Genomic DNA, 17,552 nt, shown 5'->3' on the forward strand with positions numbered 1-17,552 from the left:
TAAAAGCGCACTTAATTGTGCGCTTTTTAGTGTCTAGTCTTTGGAATTATATTTATTCATTAACGCTGGAACTGATACACGCTACCTAGTTTCATAATCTGTGTCAGTTCATCCAGAGCTGTTCGAGATTCGATGATTAGCTGAGGGTCTGCAAGATCTTGGGTGGTTAATCTGTCTCGATAATGTTTGTCTACCCAAAGGTTTAAACGAGTAAATAAAGCATCATTCATCAGAGTGTGTTGATTTACCGCTGCGACTTCCACTTCATTCATGGCGACACGTAAACGAAGACAGGCAGGGCCGCCACCGTTTTGCATGCTTTGTTTTACGTCGAAATAAAGCACTTGCTTAATCGGCGTGTTTAACGTGAGTAATTCGTTTAAATAGGCAAATACCGCGGGATTTTCTTGGCAATCCGTTGGGGCAATAATTGCCATTTCACCGGATGGCAATGTAATAATTTGAGTATTGAATAAATAGCTTTTGACTGCGTCGTTAATTGCTACTTTCGCGGTTGGCACTTCAATGAAATACAGCTCAGTGTCGAGTTTACGTTTAATTTCATCGATCTTATTCTGGGTATTTAAGAAGGCTTGTTCGTGGTAGAACAGGACATTTTGATTACCTACTGCGATAACATCGTTATGGAATACACCTTGATCAATCACATCAGGATTCTGTTGGATGAAGACACAATTATCGTCTTCCAGTTGATGTAAGCGTGCGACTGCCATCGACGCTTCTAAGGTTTGTCTTGCTGGATATTTTTGCGGTTTAGGTGCGTTGGGATTGGTGGCTTCTTGTCCATAAACAAACAGCTCAACACCAGCATGGCCGTATTCATTGCAGAGACGAGTGTGGTTTGCGGCACCTTCATCACCGAAGCTATTATGCTCAGGTAAGTGACTATGGTGATGAAAATAGTGGGGATCACTGAAAGTTGCTGTTAATATGCGCCCCGTTGTCAAAGGCTCGATGCTGCGATGCAGTTTATCGACTAAATTTGCTGGGGTAAAATGCAGTTTGCCGTCACGTGTATCTGCACTTGGTGAGACGGTAGCGGCATTGGCTGTCCACATACTGGAAGCACTGCAACAGGCATTAAGTAATATGGGCGCTTCTTTTGCCGCTTGTTTTAATACATTAGCATCAGAGCCGGAAAATCCAATTCGGCGCAATGTATAGAGGTCTGGGCGCTCTTGAGGAGCTAATATTCCTTGAACCATGCCCATATCGGCTAGTGCTTTGGCTTTTTGGAGTCCTTGTTTTGCAGCAGCTTTGGGGTTGGAAACTAAGGCGGCATTGTTAAGTGAGGCGACATTGCCAAAAGACAACCCTGCGTAATTGTGTGTTGGTCCAACGAGTCCATCAAAATTCGCTTCAAAGTGCTTCATTGCTTATCCTTGTGATAGGGAAAGTTATTATTTGTTCATATGGTCCCTGAGGGAACCCAGTATACTGAAGCTTTTCGAGTGCACAAGCGGACGGTTTTGTGCTCAAAGCGACTTTTTCACGATAAATGCATAACTATTTCTTGCTTGCTGGCAAATAATGAAATATTAGTTTTTAATTACGCATATTATATTTTTACATTTTTTCAACTTTGATTAAAAAGTGACTCGCTGGTACATATAAAAGAGGGATTAACTTGAAACTATCAGTACAACCCTCTATATATGGTGCCAATTTCCACCTTCTTGAGATTTTTTGGCGCAAATTAAACTATGGGTAAATCGCTAGTTATTGTCGAATCACCGGCCAAAGCTAAGACTATTAATAAATATCTTGGCAAAGAATTCATCGTTAAATCGAGCGTAGGTCACATCCGTGATCTGCCGACATCATCGACTTCAGAAGGCAATGAAAAGGTTAAATCCGCTGCCGAAGTTAAGAAGATGTCGCCAGAAGAAAAAGCTCAATATAAAAAGGTGAAAGATCAGCAAGCGCTAGTGTCTCGTATGGGCGTAAACCCTGAAAAGGGCTGGGCGGCTAAGTACCAAATTTTGCCGGGTAAAGAAAAAGTCGTTAAAGAGTTACAGGCACTTGCCGATTCTGCTGACCAAATCTATCTCGCAACCGACTTAGACCGTGAGGGAGAAGCTATCGCCTGGCATTTGCAAGAGGTGATTGGTGGTGATCCTTCACGGTATCAACGTGTTGTTTTCAACGAAATTACTAAGTCTGCGATTCAAGATGCTTTTAGTAAACCGTCGACACTCGACACTAACATGGTTAATGCCCAACAAGCACGCCGCTTCTTAGACAGAGTTGTCGGTTTTATGGTGTCGCCGCTGCTGTGGAAAAAAGTTGCTCGCGGTTTATCCGCTGGGCGAGTGCAGTCGGTTGCCGTGCGTTTAGTGGTTGAACGCGAAAGCGAAATCAAAGCCTTTGTGCCTGAAGAATTTTGGGATGTACACGCAGAGCTCAATACGCCAGCTCAAGAAGCTTTGCGGATGGAAGTGGTTAAGCATCTAGATGCTGCTTTTAATCCTATCAATGAACAGCAAGCGATGGCTGCGGTTCAAGCGTTATCGGCAGCAAGTTTTACCGTGCTGGCCCGCGAAGATAAAGCGACTCAAAGTAAACCATCGGCTCCTTTTATTACGTCGACACTGCAACAGGCCGCGAGTACACGCTTAGGTTTTGGTGTGAAGAAGACCATGATGATGGCGCAGCGACTTTACGAAGCCGGTCATATCACTTATATGCGTACCGACTCGACCAATTTGAGTCAAGAAGCCGTTGAAAACTTGCGCGATATGATTGCCAAAGAATTTGGTGATAAGTATCTACCCGCCGAACCGATTCGATACGGATCAAAAGAAGGCGCACAAGAAGCTCACGAAGCGATTCGCCCATCAAACGTTCAAGTGCAAGCAGCGACCTTATCTGACATGGAACGTGACGCTCAGCGCTTATATGAGCTTATTTGGCGCCAGTTTGTCTCATGTCAAATGACACCTGCACAATATGATGCCACTAAGTTGACCGTAAAAGCGGGTGATTATGAGCTCAAAGCCACGGGACGTACCTTACGTTTTGATGGTTGGACTCGCGTACAAACAGCGCTTAAGAAGAAAAACGAAGAAGACAATACGTTACCATTCGTGGCTCAGGGCGATGTATTAGCATTAAAAGAATTGCAGCCTAAACAACATTTTACTAAGCCGCCAGCACGATACAGCGAAGCTTCTTTAGTAAAAGAATTAGAAAAACGCGGTATTGGCCGCCCTTCAACCTACGCAACCATCATTTCAACGATTCAAGATCGTGGTTATGTAAAAGTCGAAAATCGTCGTTTCTATGCCGAAAAAATGGGTGAAATTGTCAGCGAACGATTGGTGAGCAGTTTTGCTGATTTGATGAGCTATGACTTTACCGCCAGCATGGAGCAAACATTAGATGATGTGGCTCGGGGCGAGTTAGACTGGAAAAAAGTGCTCGATGGTTTCTATGCTGACTTTACTAAGCAATTAGAAAAAGCTGAGCTGGATCCCGAAGAAGGTGGCATGCGTCTTAACCAAATGGTGATGACCGATATCAAGTGCCCAACTTGTGGTCGTCCTATGGGGATCCGCACGGGAACGACTGGCGTTTTCCTTGGTTGCTCTGGTTATGAATTACCCCCTAAAGAACGCTGTAAGACGACGATGAACCTCACGCCTGGCGTTGAGGCGATTAGCGAAAACAGTGAAGATGCCGAAACAGATGCACTGCGTGCGAAGCACCGTTGTAGTATTTGTGGCACGGCAATGGACAGTTATCTGATCGATGAGAAGCGTAAGTTACACGTCTGCGGTAACAATCCAATCTGTGAAGGCTATGAAGTCGAAGAAGGCCAATTCAAGATCAAAGGCTATGAAGGTCCACTGATTGAGTGTGATCGCTGTGGTCACGATATGGAACTGAAAAATGGTCGTTTTGGTAAGTACTTTGGCTGTACCAATGAAGAGTGTAAGAATACCCGTAAATTACTGAAAAATGGTGAGGCGGCGCCGCCAAAAGAAGATCCTATTTATTTACCCGAACTGAAATGCAGTAAATCGGATGCCCATTTCGTATTACGTGATGGTGCTGCGGGTATCTTCTTAGCGGCCAGTACTTTCCCTAAATCACGTGAAACCCGTGCGCCTCTGGTTGAGGAGCTGGTTCAATACCGCGAGCTGCTGTGGCCTAAGTATCAGTATTTAGCGGATGCGCCAGTCACTGATGATGAAGGCAATAAGGCTGCGGTGAAGTTTAGCCGTAAGACGAAAGAGCAATACGTTGCAACTGAAGTCGATGGTAAAGCCACGGGTTGGTCTGCGCATTACGTCAATGGTAAGTGGGTGAGTGAATCTACCAAGAAGGCCAAGAAAGGCGCATAGCGACGGATTAAGCTAGCTTAACGCTAAGAGAACAACAAAAAAGCCAAGTCATATTTGACTTGGCTTTTTTGTTTGCGTTTTTTCGATATCAATTTGTTGCTATAGATAATAATTCAAACATGTTGAGTACTTTACGTACAGATACAAACTGACTAACAATGACGCGATAGCATGAGTGGCAAATGTGTCGCTAATTCAACTTAACGGTAAGCAAATAGAGACTGATCACCATTTCTTTTTAGGTTGAAACAGCATATCGATATCATCTTCTTCATTTTTAGGTCTAGGCGCACTGGGCTCAGATTGTTTCTGTGCACCCATAATTTCATCAAGTAATTGTTTAGCCTCATCGACTTTACGCCCAATGAAGGGATCATTAGGCGTTTGTGCCTTAATGGCGTGTAATGTTGATAGGGCTTTGGTTACCATTTGTTTTGATGAGCCATATTGCTTCATAAAGCTGGCCGCGCGGGCACGAGAAAGCATAGAATCGACATTAATTCTGAGCTGTAAACTGTCGATGCGGCTTTCTTCTTGAGCAAAAATGCTCGGATCGACTTTACCTTTATTATGCTCGGCTCTGAGTATCGCCTTTAATTTTTTTAAGGTTTGAACAAGTGCTAAAATTTGCTTGTCATTATCGGGTAGTCTGAAATTCTCAATTGGAGGAGTTTGAGGTTGTCCAGACTGTAAGCTTGTTATTTGATTATTGATATCGGCTAAGCGGCGTTGGTAGTCTGACTGTTGTTGGCCATTGCTGATCGCTGTTGCAGATTGCAAGGCATCTTGTACACGCCGATACAAAACCAACACTATATTCGTGCTACAAGGCATCATTCCTGTGTTTGATAACACAGTTTCAGTTTCATCGATAATTGCTCTTTGACGGGCAAATTCAATGCGACGCTCAGCCTCTACACGTTCTTTTTGTTGCTGTAATACGTTAATTCCGATAACAAGCAGTAAAAGCGCACCGATGAGGATCAGAACCAAGGTGAATGACATAGATGTTCCATTATTTATCCAATTGAGCTAATGCTACAATAAATCAATAAACTAGCATAGTTATCTTAGCCTAGGTTATCATTTCTGTCGTATGAATCTGTAGACTTGTGCTCTATATTCCTATTTGCTTTAATTTTTACTATATACTATAACGATTGATTATAGCTGAGAGTGCTTTGAGGGCTCAGTTGTTAATGGCATTTTGCGTGTTTGAGACAAGGAAATAAGATGAAACTGCAACAACTCAGGTATATTGCTGAGGTCGTAAAACATAACCTCAATGTATCGGCGACAGCTGAAAACTTGTATACCTCTCAACCCGGGATCAGTAAACAAGTTCGTATGCTTGAAGATGAGTTGGGGATCCAAATATTTGGCCGTAGCGGTAAACATTTAACACATGTCACACCTGCGGGTTTGCAAGTGATCAGCATTGCCAATGATATTTTAGGTAAAGTTGAAAGTATCAAAAAAGTGTCTGAAGAATATACTAAGCCAGATCAAGGTGAGTTAAATATTTCCACAACAGATACTCAGGCACGCTATGCATTACCGACGATAATTCGTCAGTTTATTGATCGCTATCCTAAAGTGAACTTGCATATGCACCAAGGGACACCGTCGCAGATCAGCGAACAGGCAGCTCGCGGTGATGCAGATTTTGCTATTGCGACCGAAGCAATGCATTTATATTCAGATCTGATCATGTTGCCTTGTTACCACTGGAACCGCTCTATCGTTGTGCCAAAAGACCATCCTCTTGCGACCCGCAATCAAGGCAGCTTGATTAGTATCGAAGATTTAGCCCGTTTCCCCTTAGTGACCTATGTCTTTGGTTTTGACCGTGCTTCTGAAATTGAAAAAGCGTTCAATCGGGCCAATTTAGAGCCGCGTGTTGTCTTTAGTGCGACCAGTGCCGATGTGCTTAAAACCTATGTTCGTTTAGGATTAGGCGTGGGCGTCATCGCGTCTATGGCCATTGATCCAAATGTTGATAAAGATTTAGTTGCTATTGATGCCGGTCATTTGTTTGCCCACAGTACGACTAAAATTGGTTTTAGGAAGGGCAGTTTCTTGCGCAGTTATATGTATGATTTTATTCAGCACTTTGCGCCGCATTTAACCCGTGATGTGGTGGAGAAAGCCGTAGCATTACGGGATCAACAGCTCATAGATGAAATGTTTGCCGATAAAAATCTGCCAATGCGTTAACTTGGATGATTTACAAACATAAAAATGCCGCTAATAAAAGCGGCATTTTTATGGGTTTAGCGATTAAGATAAATCGACTTTATCCATCTCGAGTTGCGCAAGGGCAATAACTGCTTGAGTGCGGTTGCGAACGCCAAGTTTTCTAAATATGGCAGTCGCGTGCGCCTTGATGGTCGCCTCAGACACGCCAAGATCGTAGGCTATTTGTTTATTTAATAACCCTTCGGCAAACATCTGCAACACTTTATATTGTTGCGGCGTGAGATCGGATAACTTGCTGGCCATTTTATCAATGGCATCGTCATTGATAGCAATAATCTCAGTGCCTTTAGGCAACCAAATATCACCGAATAACACCGCACTTAGCGCCTCTTTTAGGGTTTCCATTGAAGCTGATTTAGGGATAAAACCACTGCTGCCATAATGAATCGCACGGCTAATGGTATTGATATCCTCGTGGGCTGAAATCACCACAACGGGTAACTCAGGATAATGTGAGCGTAGGTGGATAAGCGTGGAATAGCCGTGGGACCCGGGCATCTGCAGATCTAACAGTACAAGATCGTAATCGACGCTTCGAACATCCAATACAGATTGCAGTGCGTCAGCACTGTCTGCTTCAAACCACTGTGCATGTTCGAAAGCGCTGGTCAGCGCTTGACGTAGTGCATTTCTGAACAATGGATGATCGTCTGCGATAATAATATTTAAGTTTTCTAGCTTCATGGCTTTTATGATTATGTTCGGTGCGCGTGAAGATTGAACTCAATGTAACAGAAAAGTAATCAAGGATCCTATTGCTTTATTCAGGAATAAGGACAAAATTTTGATATGTTTCTGGTTGTTAGACTTTGGTCGGTGTTTTACAGGGAAAAAGATGGACAGTATAGTTTCAATTGAAAGCCCGAAAGTACGGGCTAACCTATACTTTAAAATCGTCTAAAAACTACCCATATGTCCACACTTTTGTAGGATTTCGTTGTTCGTCAACCGCAACAAAGGTGAACACACCACGTATGGCATGCTCTCGATGGTCTTGATACATGTCTTCGACATAGATGTTGACTTCAACTTTTAATGACGTATTACCTACATGGATCACACGAGCGATGAGTTCGGCTAGTGTGCCAGCTGGGATAGGCTTTTTAAAATCAATTCTATCGGAACTCACTGTGACTAAGGTTTTACGGCAGAAACGAGTTGCCGCAATAAAGGCTGTTTCATCCATCCACGCTAAAGCTTCGCCACCAAATAACGTATTGTGATGGTTGGTGATTGAGGGGAATACTGCTTTAATCACGCGCGCTTCTGAGGAATCAATTCGAGTTTGAATCGCGTCAGGAAAGGGTGTTTCAGCGGCTTCGATTCGTGAGGTATTTTCGGTGTTTGTGGACATGGGGGTAAGCGACATACAGCAACCTAAGGTAATGCAGCAAAATAAGCTCGAATTATAAAGATTTATGGTGGTTAAAGATAGAAAACTACAGGCTTTAAGGTGCAGTAGGCATATGACTGAGGATAATGTCATGCTTCCAATAAAAAAACCGAAATGAGATCGGTTTTTTATTGGACGATTTATTTTACTTCAGATTTATTTGGTTAACAGTGCTTTTCTTTCGCGGGAAGCCGCTGCGAGCTTACGTAGCAGAATTTCAGAGTCGTCCCAATGTAAGCAGGCGTCTGTGATACTTTGGCCATAACAGAGTGGCTGGCCTTCAACGACTTTTTGATTACCTTCTTGTAAGAAGCTTTCAGCCATTATACCTGCGATGGCAGTGCTGCCAGCACGCATTTGAGTCATAATTTCATCGGCGACCATCAGTTGTTTGAGATGGTTCTTCTCACTGTTTCCGTGGCTGAAATCGATAACCATACGTTGAGTTACCCCAACAGATGCAAGCTGTTGACGCGCTTCTTCGATATCTTGTGCGTGATAATTAGGTTTTTTACCACCACGTAGGATGATATGGCCAAACGGGTTACCGTGGGTGCGATAGACCGCCATAGCGCCATCTTTATCTGGTGAATAGAAAACATGTGGCACTTGTGCGGCACGCACTGCATCAACGGCAATATTGATGTTCCCATCAGTACCATTTTTAAAACCAACCGGGCAGGACAGTGCTGAAGCCATTTCACGGTGGACTTGGCTTTCCGTAGTACGCGCACCAATCGCACCCCAAGTAATGAGATCCGCTATGTACTGACCGTTCACCATATCTAAAAATTCGGTGGCGATAGGCAATTTTAATTCAGTGATTTGTTGCAGCAACTCGCGGGCAATGCGTAAACCTTTGTTTGGTTCGAAACTGCCATCGAGATCGGGATCTGAAATTAATCCTTTCCAACCGACAATTGTGCGGGGTTTTTCAAAATAGACGCGCATTAAGATACACAAGTCATCTTTCAATTCCTGGTGTAACGCGGCTAAGCGTTGAGCATAATCTAATGCCGCTTTAGTATCGTGGATTGAACATGGGCCTATGATCACTAATAGACGTTGGTCTTCACCCATAATGATGGCTTCGACTTCACGACGTTGCTGAACCAGATAATCGGCTGCATCTTGAGTTAATGGGAACTCAGATGCCAGTTGCGCAGGTGAGATGACTTTTGCTAATAAGGAAGTGCGTAGTTCGTCTGTTTTTATGGTCATTCAAAATACCGAGCTTGCGTGCGGCGCTTTTCGCCAGATTGCCTCGGATTATAACGAATCGAACCGAGTTGCACAGTGCCAATTGCGTTAATTGTCGGCAACTGTGCAATGAATTTGATTTAAGTTAGTTTCTTTTAGACTAAATTCACTCGGTTTCTTTTGCTGATTTTGGCTTATTAGGCTTAGAACATATGCCGTTCTAGGCCCGTGACATCTAATATTTTAGTGGCAATTTCTTCCACGGAATGATTAGTGGTGTCTATGTAAGGAATGCGTTCGCGTTTAAACAGCATTTCCACTTCTTTGACTTCTAAGCGGCACTGTTTGAGCGATGAATAGCGGCTATTCTCCATTCGACTCTGACGGATTTCATGTAAACGCACGGGATCAATCGTTAAACCAAACAGTTTTTTCTTATTGCGTTTCAGCGCTTCAGGTAACTTAAGGTTATCCATATCATCTTCGGTGAAAGGGTAGTTTGCCGCTTTTATACCGAACTGCATTGATAAATACAGGCTCGATGGCGTTTTGCCACAGCGAGAGACCCCAAGTAAAACCAGATCGGCTTGATCCATATGTTTCATGGTCTGGCCATCATCGTTATCCATGGCGAAATTAATGGCATCAATACGCGCTTCATAGCCGTGATTCGCTTTTCCATGGGTTCTATGTACAACTGGAGAGGCAGAAACACCTAAATGTTGTTCGAGTGGGGCCACAAAAGTATTCAAAAAATCATAATCAACCCCTTCACTCGAGTAGATGATGTCGCGGATCTCGGCTTTTACGATGGAATGGAATACTAACGGCCGCTCACCTGTTGTAATAAAACAATCATTAATTTGTCGCTTAACTTGCTCCGCTTTCGTCAGAGTTTCGACAAATGGAATCGTAAGTGACTCAAATTCTAATGGAAATTGCGAGAGAACCGCATGACCAAAAACTTCAGCTGTGATCGCTGTCCCGTCGGAGATATAGAATACTTTTGGTGCCATACTGACCTCTTGTAGTAATAAAATTACAAATAAAATTATAGATTTACGCGTGTTCGACAGGAGTGTAAAATGCCGCTGCCCTCGTGTGAAGGGGCCACTGAAATAAACTTGCGGAGATAGAACTGTGCAGCAATACGTACTCTGGTATCAAGAATTAGGCATGGGTGACGTCAACTTGGTTGGCGGTAAAAATGCTTCTCTAGGCGAGATGATCAGCAATCTGGCCAATGCCGGTGTTCAAGTACCTGGCGGATTTGCGACAACTTCCCATGCGTTCAACGAGTTCCTTGAACAAAGCGGAGTTAACCAGAAGATTTATGACATTCTAGCCACACTGGATGTAGATGATGTCAATGCGCTGGCTAAAGTAGGTGCACAGATCAGACAGTGGGTTATCGACACTCCATTTCAACCAGCATTAGAGCAAGCGATTCGTGAAGCTTACGATAAACTTGCCGCTGAAACTAGCGAAGCGTCATTCGCGGTACGTTCTTCTGCAACAGCTGAAGATATGCCAGATGCCTCTTTTGCGGGTCAGCAAGAAACCTTCTTAAACGTAAAAGGATTTGAATCCGTACTGACAGCGATCAAGCATGTGTACGCTTCACTCTTTAACGATCGCGCTATTTCCTACCGTGTGCATCAAGGTTATGAGCACCACGGTGTTGCCTTGTCTGCTGGCGTACAACGCATGGTTCGTTCAGATAAAGCGGCTTCAGGTGTGATGTTCACTATGGACACTGAATCTGGCAATAATGATGTGGTGTTTATCACTTCATCTTTTGGTCTGGGTGAAATGGTTGTTCAAGGCGCGGTAAACCCAGATGAATTTTATGTTCATAAACCTATTTTAGCCTTAGGTCACAAGGCTGTTGTGCGCCGTAATATCGGTAGCAAGCTCATCCAAATGGTGTATTCAGATGATGCTGCTCACGGCAAACAAGTCAAAATTGAAGACGTGACTGCTGACAAACGTCGTCAATTCTCTATCAATGACGCTGAAGTTGAAGAATTAGCCAAACAAGCCATGGTGATCGAAAAACATTACGGTCGTCCAATGGACATCGAATGGGCAAAAGACGGCAACGATGGCAAATTGTATATCGTTCAAGCGCGTCCAGAAACGGTTCGTAGCCGTGAAGATGTGCAATTGATTGAGCGTTATCACTTAAAGAGCCGTGGCGCTGTGATCTGTGAAGGTCGCGCTATTGGCCATAAAGTGGGTACTGGTGTCGCCAAAGTATTAACCTCAATCGCCGATATGGATCAAATCCAACCTGGCGATGTGTTAGTGACCGACATGACAGATCCAGATTGGGAACCTATCATGAAGCGCGCGAGCGCCATCGTTACAAACCGTGGCGGTCGTACCTGTCATGCGGCGATTATCGCCCGTGAATTAGGCGTGCCAGCGGTAGTAGGTTGTGGTGACGTGACTGACCGTATCAAGAATGGTCAAATCGTGACTGTTTCTTGCGCCGAAGGTGACACTGGTTTTATCTACGAAGGTAAACAAGAGTTTGAAGTGATTTCAAACCGTGTTGATTCTTTGCCAGAACTGCCAATGAAAATCATGATGAACGTGGGTAACCCAGATCGTGCATTTGATTTCGCTCGTTTGCCAAACGAAGGTGTGGGTCTAGCGCGTTTAGAATTCATCATCAACCGTATGATCGGCATCCATCCAAAGGCACTGCTCGAATTCAATCAACAGGATGCAGCGCTGCAAACTGAAATCAACGAAATGATTGCTGGTTACGAATCACCCGTTGAGTTCTACATTACCCGTCTAGTTGAAGGTATTGCGACTATCGGTTCAGCTTTCTATCCGAAGAAAGTGATCGTACGTATGTCAGACTTTAAGTCTAACGAATACGCAAACTTGGTTGGTGGTGACAGATACGAGCCGGAAGAAGAGAACCCAATGCTGGGCTTCCGCGGTGCGAGCCGTTATATCTCTGAATCCTTCCGTGACTGTTTTGCCCTTGAGTGTGAAGCGATCAAACGCGTTCGTAATGACATGGGTCTGAAAAACGTTGAAGTCATGATCCCATTCGTTCGCACAGTGAAAGAAGCTGAGCAAGTGGTCGGCCTGCTCAAAGAGCAAGGTTTAGAGCGTGGTAAAGACGGTTTACGTGTCATTATGATGTGTGAAGTGCCTTCAAACGCCCTGTTAGCAGACCAATTCCTTGAGCATTTCGATGGCTTCTCTATCGGCTCAAACGATTTAACTCAGCTGACACTCGGCCTTGACCGTGACTCAGGTATCATTAGCCATTTATTCGATGAGCGTGATGAAGCCGTTAAAATGCTACTTTCATTAGCCATTAAAGCGGCTAAAGCGAAGGGCGCTTACATAGGTATTTGTGGTCAAGGTCCTTCAGATCACGCTGATTTTGCAGCTTGGTTGGTAGAACAAGGCATAGATACAGTGTCATTAAACCCTGATACTGTGATTGATACTTGGTTGTATTTAGCCGAAGCGCACGGTTGATCTAGATAGTAATTTTATAAACTTGTTAAAAAAGCCGCTTTTTAGCGGCTTTTTTTTGTTTATAATGGCGCCATAACGATAATTGACAGAAGCCATCTATGCTACCCCTGCTATCACATCAACAAACATTAGAGCCAGTGTATTTGGCATACCTTGATGCACTGGAGCAAAGTGAGTATTCCGGTGATATAGACAAACGTTACAGCGCCCGTTTAGTGCAAGCAACGGACAACTCTGTATATCAATTTTTGCCTCAAGCTGTGTTATATCCTAAAAATCAGCAGGATATCCAAATTGCATTGACGCTGGCTGCTACTGACGCATTTCGCAGCGTGACCTTCAGTGCGCGGGGCGGTGGTACGGGCACCAACGGACAATCTCTGACCCATGGTTTGATTTTGGATGTGTCGCGTTACATGAATCGTGTGCTCGAAGTGAATGCTGAGCAAGGTTGGGTTCGAGTCGAAGCTGGCGTGATTAAAGATGCGCTTAACGATGCATTGCGTCCCCATGGATTCTTTTTTAGTCCCGATTTATCCACTTCAAACCGCGCCACTATTGGTGGCATGATCAATACCGATGCCTCGGGTGCGGGCTCACTGGTCTATGGTAAGACGTCAGATCACGTGCTGGCGCTGCGTAGCGTGTTGATCGATGGCAGTGTGCTGGATACGCATCCCCTAGATGCGGGACTACTGTGTAACCCCGATAATGTCAGTGATAATCCGCTGGGGCAGAAATTGTTTTCTGCTGTGGCGGCGGTATGTCGTGAAAAGCGTACTCAGATTGAAAACCAATTTCCTAAGCTCAATCGTTTCCTCACTGGCTATGACTTAAAACACGTGTGGAACGACAACCTGACGCAATTCGATTTATCACGAATTCTGACGGGCTCAGAGGGCACGCTTGCGGTGATAACCGAAGCCAAACTTAATCTCACCCCGCTGCCGACTGAGCGCGCTATGGTGAACATTAAGTACGATTCGTTCCAATCGGCATTGCGTCATGCGCCATCCTTAGTTGCCGCGCGGGCGACTGTGGTTGAAACCGTCGATTCAAAAGTGCTTAACTTAGCCCGTGAAGATATTGTCTGGCATTCGGTGGCTGATCTTATCCAAGAAGTGCCTGGTAAAGTTATTGATGGCCTCAATATGGTCGAATTTGCAGGTGACACGGTCGAAGTTGAGCAAAAGCTCGCGAGTTTGGAAGCTGTGTTAACTGAGCAGATCAGCAAAGGCGAGTGCGGTGTATTGGGTTACCAAGTGACGCAAGATAAGCCGAGTATCGAAAAAATTTACGGCATGCGTAAAAAAGCCGTTGGCTTACTCGGCGCCACTAAAGGTCGCCGTAAGCCTATCGCCTTTGCTGAAGATACTGCGGTATCGCCCGAAAAACTCGCCGATTACATTATGGAGTTTCGCGCGTTACTCGACGGGCATAATCTGCAATACGGTATGTTCGGCCATGTGGATGCGGGCGTGTTGCATGTTCGTCCAGCGCTCGATATGTGCGATGTTGAAGATGAAAAATTACTACGAGTCATTTCTGATCAAGTCGCGGCACTGACACTTAAATACGGCGGTCTAATGTGGGGCGAGCACGGTAAAGGCGTGCGCGGTGAATACGGTCCAGCTGTCTTTGGTGATGAACTTTTCGGTGTGTTGCAAGATATTAAAGGTTTGTTTGACCCCGATAACCGACTCAATCCCGGCAAGCTTGTGGCGCCTAAAGATACAGGTGCCCTCTATTACGATGTTGACAGTGCTAAGCGCGGTAAGTTTGATCGACAAATCCCCGTTGATGTGCGTGATGCGTTCCCCGATGTGATGAATTGTAACGGTAATGGCCTGTGTTTTAATTACAGTAGCTATTCGCCCATGTGCCCATCGTTTAAGGTGACGGGTGACAGAGTGCAGTCGCCTAAGGGGCGTGCAGGGCTCATGAGAGAGTGGCTAAGACTGCTTGAGGCTGAAGGGGTTGATGTTAATGCCCTCGCCAAAGCGAAACCTTTTGGTATATTGCAGCGCATACAAAATACCATCAATTCCAAACGTGATTATGATTACTCCCACGAGGTGATGGAATCGCTCAAGGGCTGTTTGGCCTGTAAAGCCTGCTCTGGACAATGTCCGGTAAAAGTGGATGTGCCTAAGTTTAGGGCGCAGTTCTTCAATATATACTATCAACGCTATTTAAGACCCGCGAAAGACTATCTCGTTGCAGGGATTGAAGATAGCTTGCCATTGATGGCCGCGGCACCGCGTCTCACTAACTTTGTCGCACAAAATCCATTGAGCCAATGGGTGATTAAACAGGCGATTGGTTATGTGGATGCGCCTGCGTTATCTGTGCCGACTTTGAAGCAAAGACTCGATGGTCATGCAAGCCGCGGTTACGACTTAGCTGCGTTGCAAGCGATTCCAGAAGAGAAGCGCTCGCAGTTTGTGTTGGTGGTACAAGATCCCTTTAACAGTTTCTATGACTCAGGTCTTGTGTTGCGCTTTATCCAATTAATTGAAAAACTCGGCTTAAAGCCGGTGTTATTGCCCTATAAACCCAATGGTAAGCCAACACATATCAAGGGATTTTTAGATAAGTTTGCTAAAACGGCGCAGTCGAGTGCGGACTTTCTGAACCAAGTCCATAAACTGGGCATGCCCATGGTCGGTATCGATCCTGCCTTAGTCTTGTGTTATCGCGATGAATATCGTGAAGTCTTAGGGGCTAATCGCGGTAATTTTGAGGTCAAGTTAGCCAACGAATGGCTACTGAATGTCATCAAAGATTTACCTGCAAAAGCTGCGCAAGGTAAGCAATATACTTGGTTTAGTCATTGTACCGAATCGACTGCCAAGCCAAATACCGCCAATGAGTGGACTAAAATCTTTGCCCATTTCGGTGCTAAGTTAACCGCAGTTAATTTAGGTTGTTGTGGTATGGCGGGAACCTATGGTCATGAGGCGGAAAACCTCGAGCGCTCTAAGGCCTTGTTCGACATGTCTTGGCAGCAAATGTTAGCAAGAATTGAGCAGCCGCAAGTGTTAGTGTCTGGCTATTCGTGCCGTAGTCAGGTAAAACGTTTTGCCGGTTACAAGCCAAAGCATCCACTTGAGGCCTTACTTGAGTTAGTAAACGCGTAATGGTCCTTATTACTTAAATTGACCAGCAAGGCCGTAATTATCCTCACTGGTATATCCAAGTGTTGAATGTCACACTAAAGCCAGCCGCAAGGCTGGTTTTTTTATGGATGATGGAGGCCTAGATGGAAAAGATGACTTACAGTATTCAACACACGCTCAAACAATTCGCCGCTGATAGTAGGCTAACCTCGGTTGCGCCATTGTGCAGTGAAGTCCCATTGTTTGACATTAACGCCTTGGGTGATTGGACATATCTAGGCACATCGCTGCCAGCCAAGTTTGCTAAGTTGTTCGCCAGTATTTTGCATTGCATCGATGATGAGTATTTCTTAATTACCCCAGTGGAGAAGGTGCGAGTGCGGGTTGAAGATGCTCCCTTACTGATTGTCGATTTCGAGCGAGCGCAACCCCATTCGCTGCTCAATGTAAGAACCAGTATTGAAACACAGCACCATAAAGTCGATATAAAACAGATGAAGCTCACCGATGACAGTGTTTATTTGCCGCTTGAGCGCGGTTTATGGGGCAAATTAGGTCGGGCCTGTTACTATAATTTTGTGAATGAATTCAATTTATCTGATCTAGATGAGGAATGAGCTCGTAGGTTAATCGCATAATTTGCTGTGGTCTAAGCTAGTTTATTATGGGTTAAGTGGTAGTATTAAAACTAACTCTGGGTTCTTATGATGGCGTGCAGAGTAAGTGAAAACGCGTTAAACCTTTGCTGTAGGAGGTGCTGTTTGAATCGTCATGAAAGCTTAGGCTATCTTGTCTCCCACTTAAATATCGAGCTGCAAAATGAGCTTGATCTGCATCTTAAGCGATATCAACTCGATATAAAACTGTGGCCTGTGCTGTTTGCTTTGTGGCAAGAAGAGGGCATAAGCCAAACTGAATTGTCTAAGCGTTGCGATGTGGCAAATTACACTATGACGCGCTTACTCGATCAGTTACAGGTGCAAGGTCTTATTACTCGCCATCAAGAAGTCGATAATCGGCGTGCTTTCCAAATCTTTTTGACCGATGAAGCAAAAGCATTAGAGCAAGATCTTATCTGCGAAGCTGAGCGGGTCAATGAAAAATTCCTGTCAAATTTAAGTGAAGATGAACAACAGACATTCATTTTACTATTAAATAAAATCAACCGTTTGGCTTGAGATTTTGAATCTAATGGGTATGGAGGAAAACTGTGGTTTAGCCGTTTTTACTTCTATCTGTATGTGGTTATCTAAATCATTTTCCAGTTTAATCCCACCCACTATGCCTCACTTTGCGGGATTAAACTGGTTTGATTAATTCAAGTAAAGTGCAAAGACGCAAAGCAGACTTACGGCTATCACTGAGTGCTGTAAATAACGCCGGCTAGCTAATAAATTTTCTTTACCTTGTTTTAGGCTAGCGACGAGTCTATGTTGCTTATAAATTCGGCACATGAGTTCATCGGTTTGGGGATCGATAAGCAGTTCAAACTTGCAAGGCGCGCCGTCTTTAAGCTGAATGGTATGCTCGCTTTGAGGCTTAAAGTTAAGCTTGTGCGACACCATCTGGCCATTAACGAAGACCCGCTCTAAACCACTCCAATTGCTGGCTTGCAGTTCTACCACATCTTGGTTGAGATCATATTTGAAACGGATCATAGCGCTATCCTGTGCTGGGACCTGATAGACTAATTCAAGCAGACAA

General features: G+C 44.5%; 13 protein-coding genes. 6 read left to right on the plus strand and 7 right to left on the minus strand.

The window, feature by feature from the left end:
- Positions 1 to 59: 59 nt before the first annotated feature.
- Positions 60 to 1,394 carry an N-succinylarginine dihydrolase gene (gene astB, locus L5L77_RS02160; protein WP_263185399.1) on the minus strand — a complete coding sequence of 445 codons (1,335 nt, stop codon included), beginning with the start codon at positions 1,392 to 1,394 and terminating at the stop codon, positions 60 to 62.
- Positions 1,395 to 1,724: 330 nt separating this feature from the next.
- Between astB and topA the strand changes: the two genes are divergently transcribed.
- Positions 1,725 to 4,367, plus strand: a complete 2,643-nt coding sequence (gene topA / locus L5L77_RS02165; RefSeq protein ID WP_105252683.1) for a type I DNA topoisomerase — start codon at positions 1,725 to 1,727, stop codon at positions 4,365 to 4,367.
- Positions 4,368 to 4,592: 225 nt separating this feature from the next.
- Here topA and zomB read toward each other — a convergent pair whose 3' ends face one another.
- On the minus strand, positions 4,593 to 5,372 hold the full coding sequence (gene zomB / locus L5L77_RS02170) for a flagellar motor control protein ZomB (protein WP_028759720.1): 780 nt from the start codon (positions 5,370 to 5,372) through the stop codon (positions 4,593 to 4,595).
- A gap of 228 nt (positions 5,373 to 5,600) precedes the next feature.
- On the opposite strand from zomB, the gene cysB reads away from it, so the two are divergent.
- A complete protein-coding gene (gene cysB, locus L5L77_RS02175; RefSeq protein ID WP_028759721.1) occupies positions 5,601 to 6,584 on the plus strand; it encodes an HTH-type transcriptional regulator CysB in 984 nt (327 codons plus the stop codon).
- A 63-nt stretch (positions 6,585 to 6,647) separates the two neighbouring features.
- Here cysB and L5L77_RS02180 read toward each other — a convergent pair whose 3' ends face one another.
- The 4 genes from L5L77_RS02180 to L5L77_RS02195 form a co-directional block, all read right to left on the minus strand.
- The gene (locus L5L77_RS02180; RefSeq protein WP_028759722.1) at positions 6,648 to 7,310 is read right to left on the minus strand and encodes a response regulator transcription factor; all 663 of its coding nucleotides are present in this window, start codon (positions 7,308 to 7,310) and stop codon (positions 6,648 to 6,650) included.
- Positions 7,311 to 7,530: 220 nt separating this feature from the next.
- Complete coding sequence (locus L5L77_RS02185) at positions 7,531 to 7,995, minus strand: acyl-CoA thioesterase (RefSeq protein WP_168825401.1); 465 nt, start codon at positions 7,993 to 7,995, stop codon at positions 7,531 to 7,533.
- A 180-nt stretch (positions 7,996 to 8,175) separates the two neighbouring features.
- Positions 8,176 to 9,240, minus strand: a complete 1,065-nt coding sequence (locus tag L5L77_RS02190; RefSeq protein WP_028759724.1) for a 3-deoxy-7-phosphoheptulonate synthase — start codon at positions 9,238 to 9,240, stop codon at positions 8,176 to 8,178.
- A 182-nt stretch (positions 9,241 to 9,422) separates the two neighbouring features.
- Positions 9,423 to 10,235 (minus strand): pyruvate, water dikinase regulatory protein, encoded by an 813-nt coding sequence (locus L5L77_RS02195; protein WP_028759725.1) that lies wholly within the window; start codon positions 10,233 to 10,235, stop codon positions 9,423 to 9,425.
- 124 nt (positions 10,236 to 10,359) lie between these two features.
- Here L5L77_RS02195 and ppsA point away from each other — a divergent pair, with 124 nt between their 5' ends.
- From ppsA to L5L77_RS02215, 4 genes are all read left to right on the plus strand, one after another.
- Positions 10,360 to 12,729, plus strand: a complete 2,370-nt coding sequence (gene ppsA / locus L5L77_RS02200; RefSeq protein WP_263221955.1) for a phosphoenolpyruvate synthase — start codon at positions 10,360 to 10,362, stop codon at positions 12,727 to 12,729.
- Positions 12,730 to 12,827: 98 nt separating this feature from the next.
- A complete protein-coding gene (locus L5L77_RS02205; protein WP_263221958.1) occupies positions 12,828 to 15,869 on the plus strand; it encodes an FAD-binding and (Fe-S)-binding domain-containing protein in 3,042 nt (1,013 codons plus the stop codon).
- Between the two features lie 122 nt (positions 15,870 to 15,991).
- Positions 15,992 to 16,465 carry a DUF1285 domain-containing protein gene (locus tag L5L77_RS02210; protein WP_168825406.1) on the plus strand — a complete coding sequence of 158 codons (474 nt, stop codon included), beginning with the start codon at positions 15,992 to 15,994 and terminating at the stop codon, positions 16,463 to 16,465.
- 144 nt (positions 16,466 to 16,609) lie between these two features.
- Positions 16,610 to 17,026, plus strand: coding sequence for a MarR family winged helix-turn-helix transcriptional regulator (locus tag L5L77_RS02215; protein ID WP_028759729.1), 417 nt, complete (start codon positions 16,610 to 16,612; stop codon positions 17,024 to 17,026).
- 135 nt (positions 17,027 to 17,161) lie between these two features.
- Here L5L77_RS02215 and L5L77_RS02220 read toward each other — a convergent pair whose 3' ends face one another.
- The gene (locus tag L5L77_RS02220) at positions 17,162 to 17,506 is read right to left on the minus strand and encodes a hypothetical protein (protein ID WP_011789104.1); all 345 of its coding nucleotides are present in this window, start codon (positions 17,504 to 17,506) and stop codon (positions 17,162 to 17,164) included.
- Between the last annotated feature and the right edge of the window lie 46 nt (positions 17,507 to 17,552).

Origin of the sequence: Shewanella sp. SM29 (assembly GCF_025654245.1) — a bacterium.
In the GTDB taxonomy this organism is placed as follows: domain Bacteria; phylum Pseudomonadota; class Gammaproteobacteria; order Enterobacterales; family Shewanellaceae; genus Shewanella; species Shewanella oncorhynchi.

What these genes read in the sequence shown, in the direction of transcription:
- astB (WP_263185399.1), bottom strand. Translation starts at nt 1,394, where the DNA reads ATGAAGCACTTTGAAGCGAATTTTGATGGACTCGTTGGACCAACACAC.
- topA (WP_105252683.1), top strand. Translation starts at nt 1,725, where the DNA reads ATGGGTAAATCGCTAGTTATTGTCGAATCACCGGCCAAAGCTAAGACT.
- zomB (WP_028759720.1), bottom strand. Translation starts at nt 5,372, where the DNA reads ATGTCATTCACCTTGGTTCTGATCCTCATCGGTGCGCTTTTACTGCTT.
- cysB (WP_028759721.1), top strand. Translation starts at nt 5,601, where the DNA reads ATGAAACTGCAACAACTCAGGTATATTGCTGAGGTCGTAAAACATAAC.
- L5L77_RS02180 (WP_028759722.1), bottom strand. Translation starts at nt 7,310, where the DNA reads ATGAAGCTAGAAAACTTAAATATTATTATCGCAGACGATCATCCATTG.
- L5L77_RS02185 (WP_168825401.1), bottom strand. Translation starts at nt 7,995, where the DNA reads ATGTCGCTTACCCCCATGTCCACAAACACCGAAAATACCTCACGAATC.
- L5L77_RS02190 (WP_028759724.1), bottom strand. Translation starts at nt 9,240, where the DNA reads ATGACCATAAAAACAGACGAACTACGCACTTCCTTATTAGCAAAAGTC.
- L5L77_RS02195 (WP_028759725.1), bottom strand. Translation starts at nt 10,235, where the DNA reads ATGGCACCAAAAGTATTCTATATCTCCGACGGGACAGCGATCACAGCT.
- L5L77_RS02205 (WP_263221958.1), top strand. Translation starts at nt 12,828, where the DNA reads ATGCTACCCCTGCTATCACATCAACAAACATTAGAGCCAGTGTATTTG.
- L5L77_RS02210 (WP_168825406.1), top strand. Translation starts at nt 15,992, where the DNA reads ATGGAAAAGATGACTTACAGTATTCAACACACGCTCAAACAATTCGCC.
- L5L77_RS02220 (WP_011789104.1), bottom strand. Translation starts at nt 17,506, where the DNA reads ATGATCCGTTTCAAATATGATCTCAACCAAGATGTGGTAGAACTGCAA.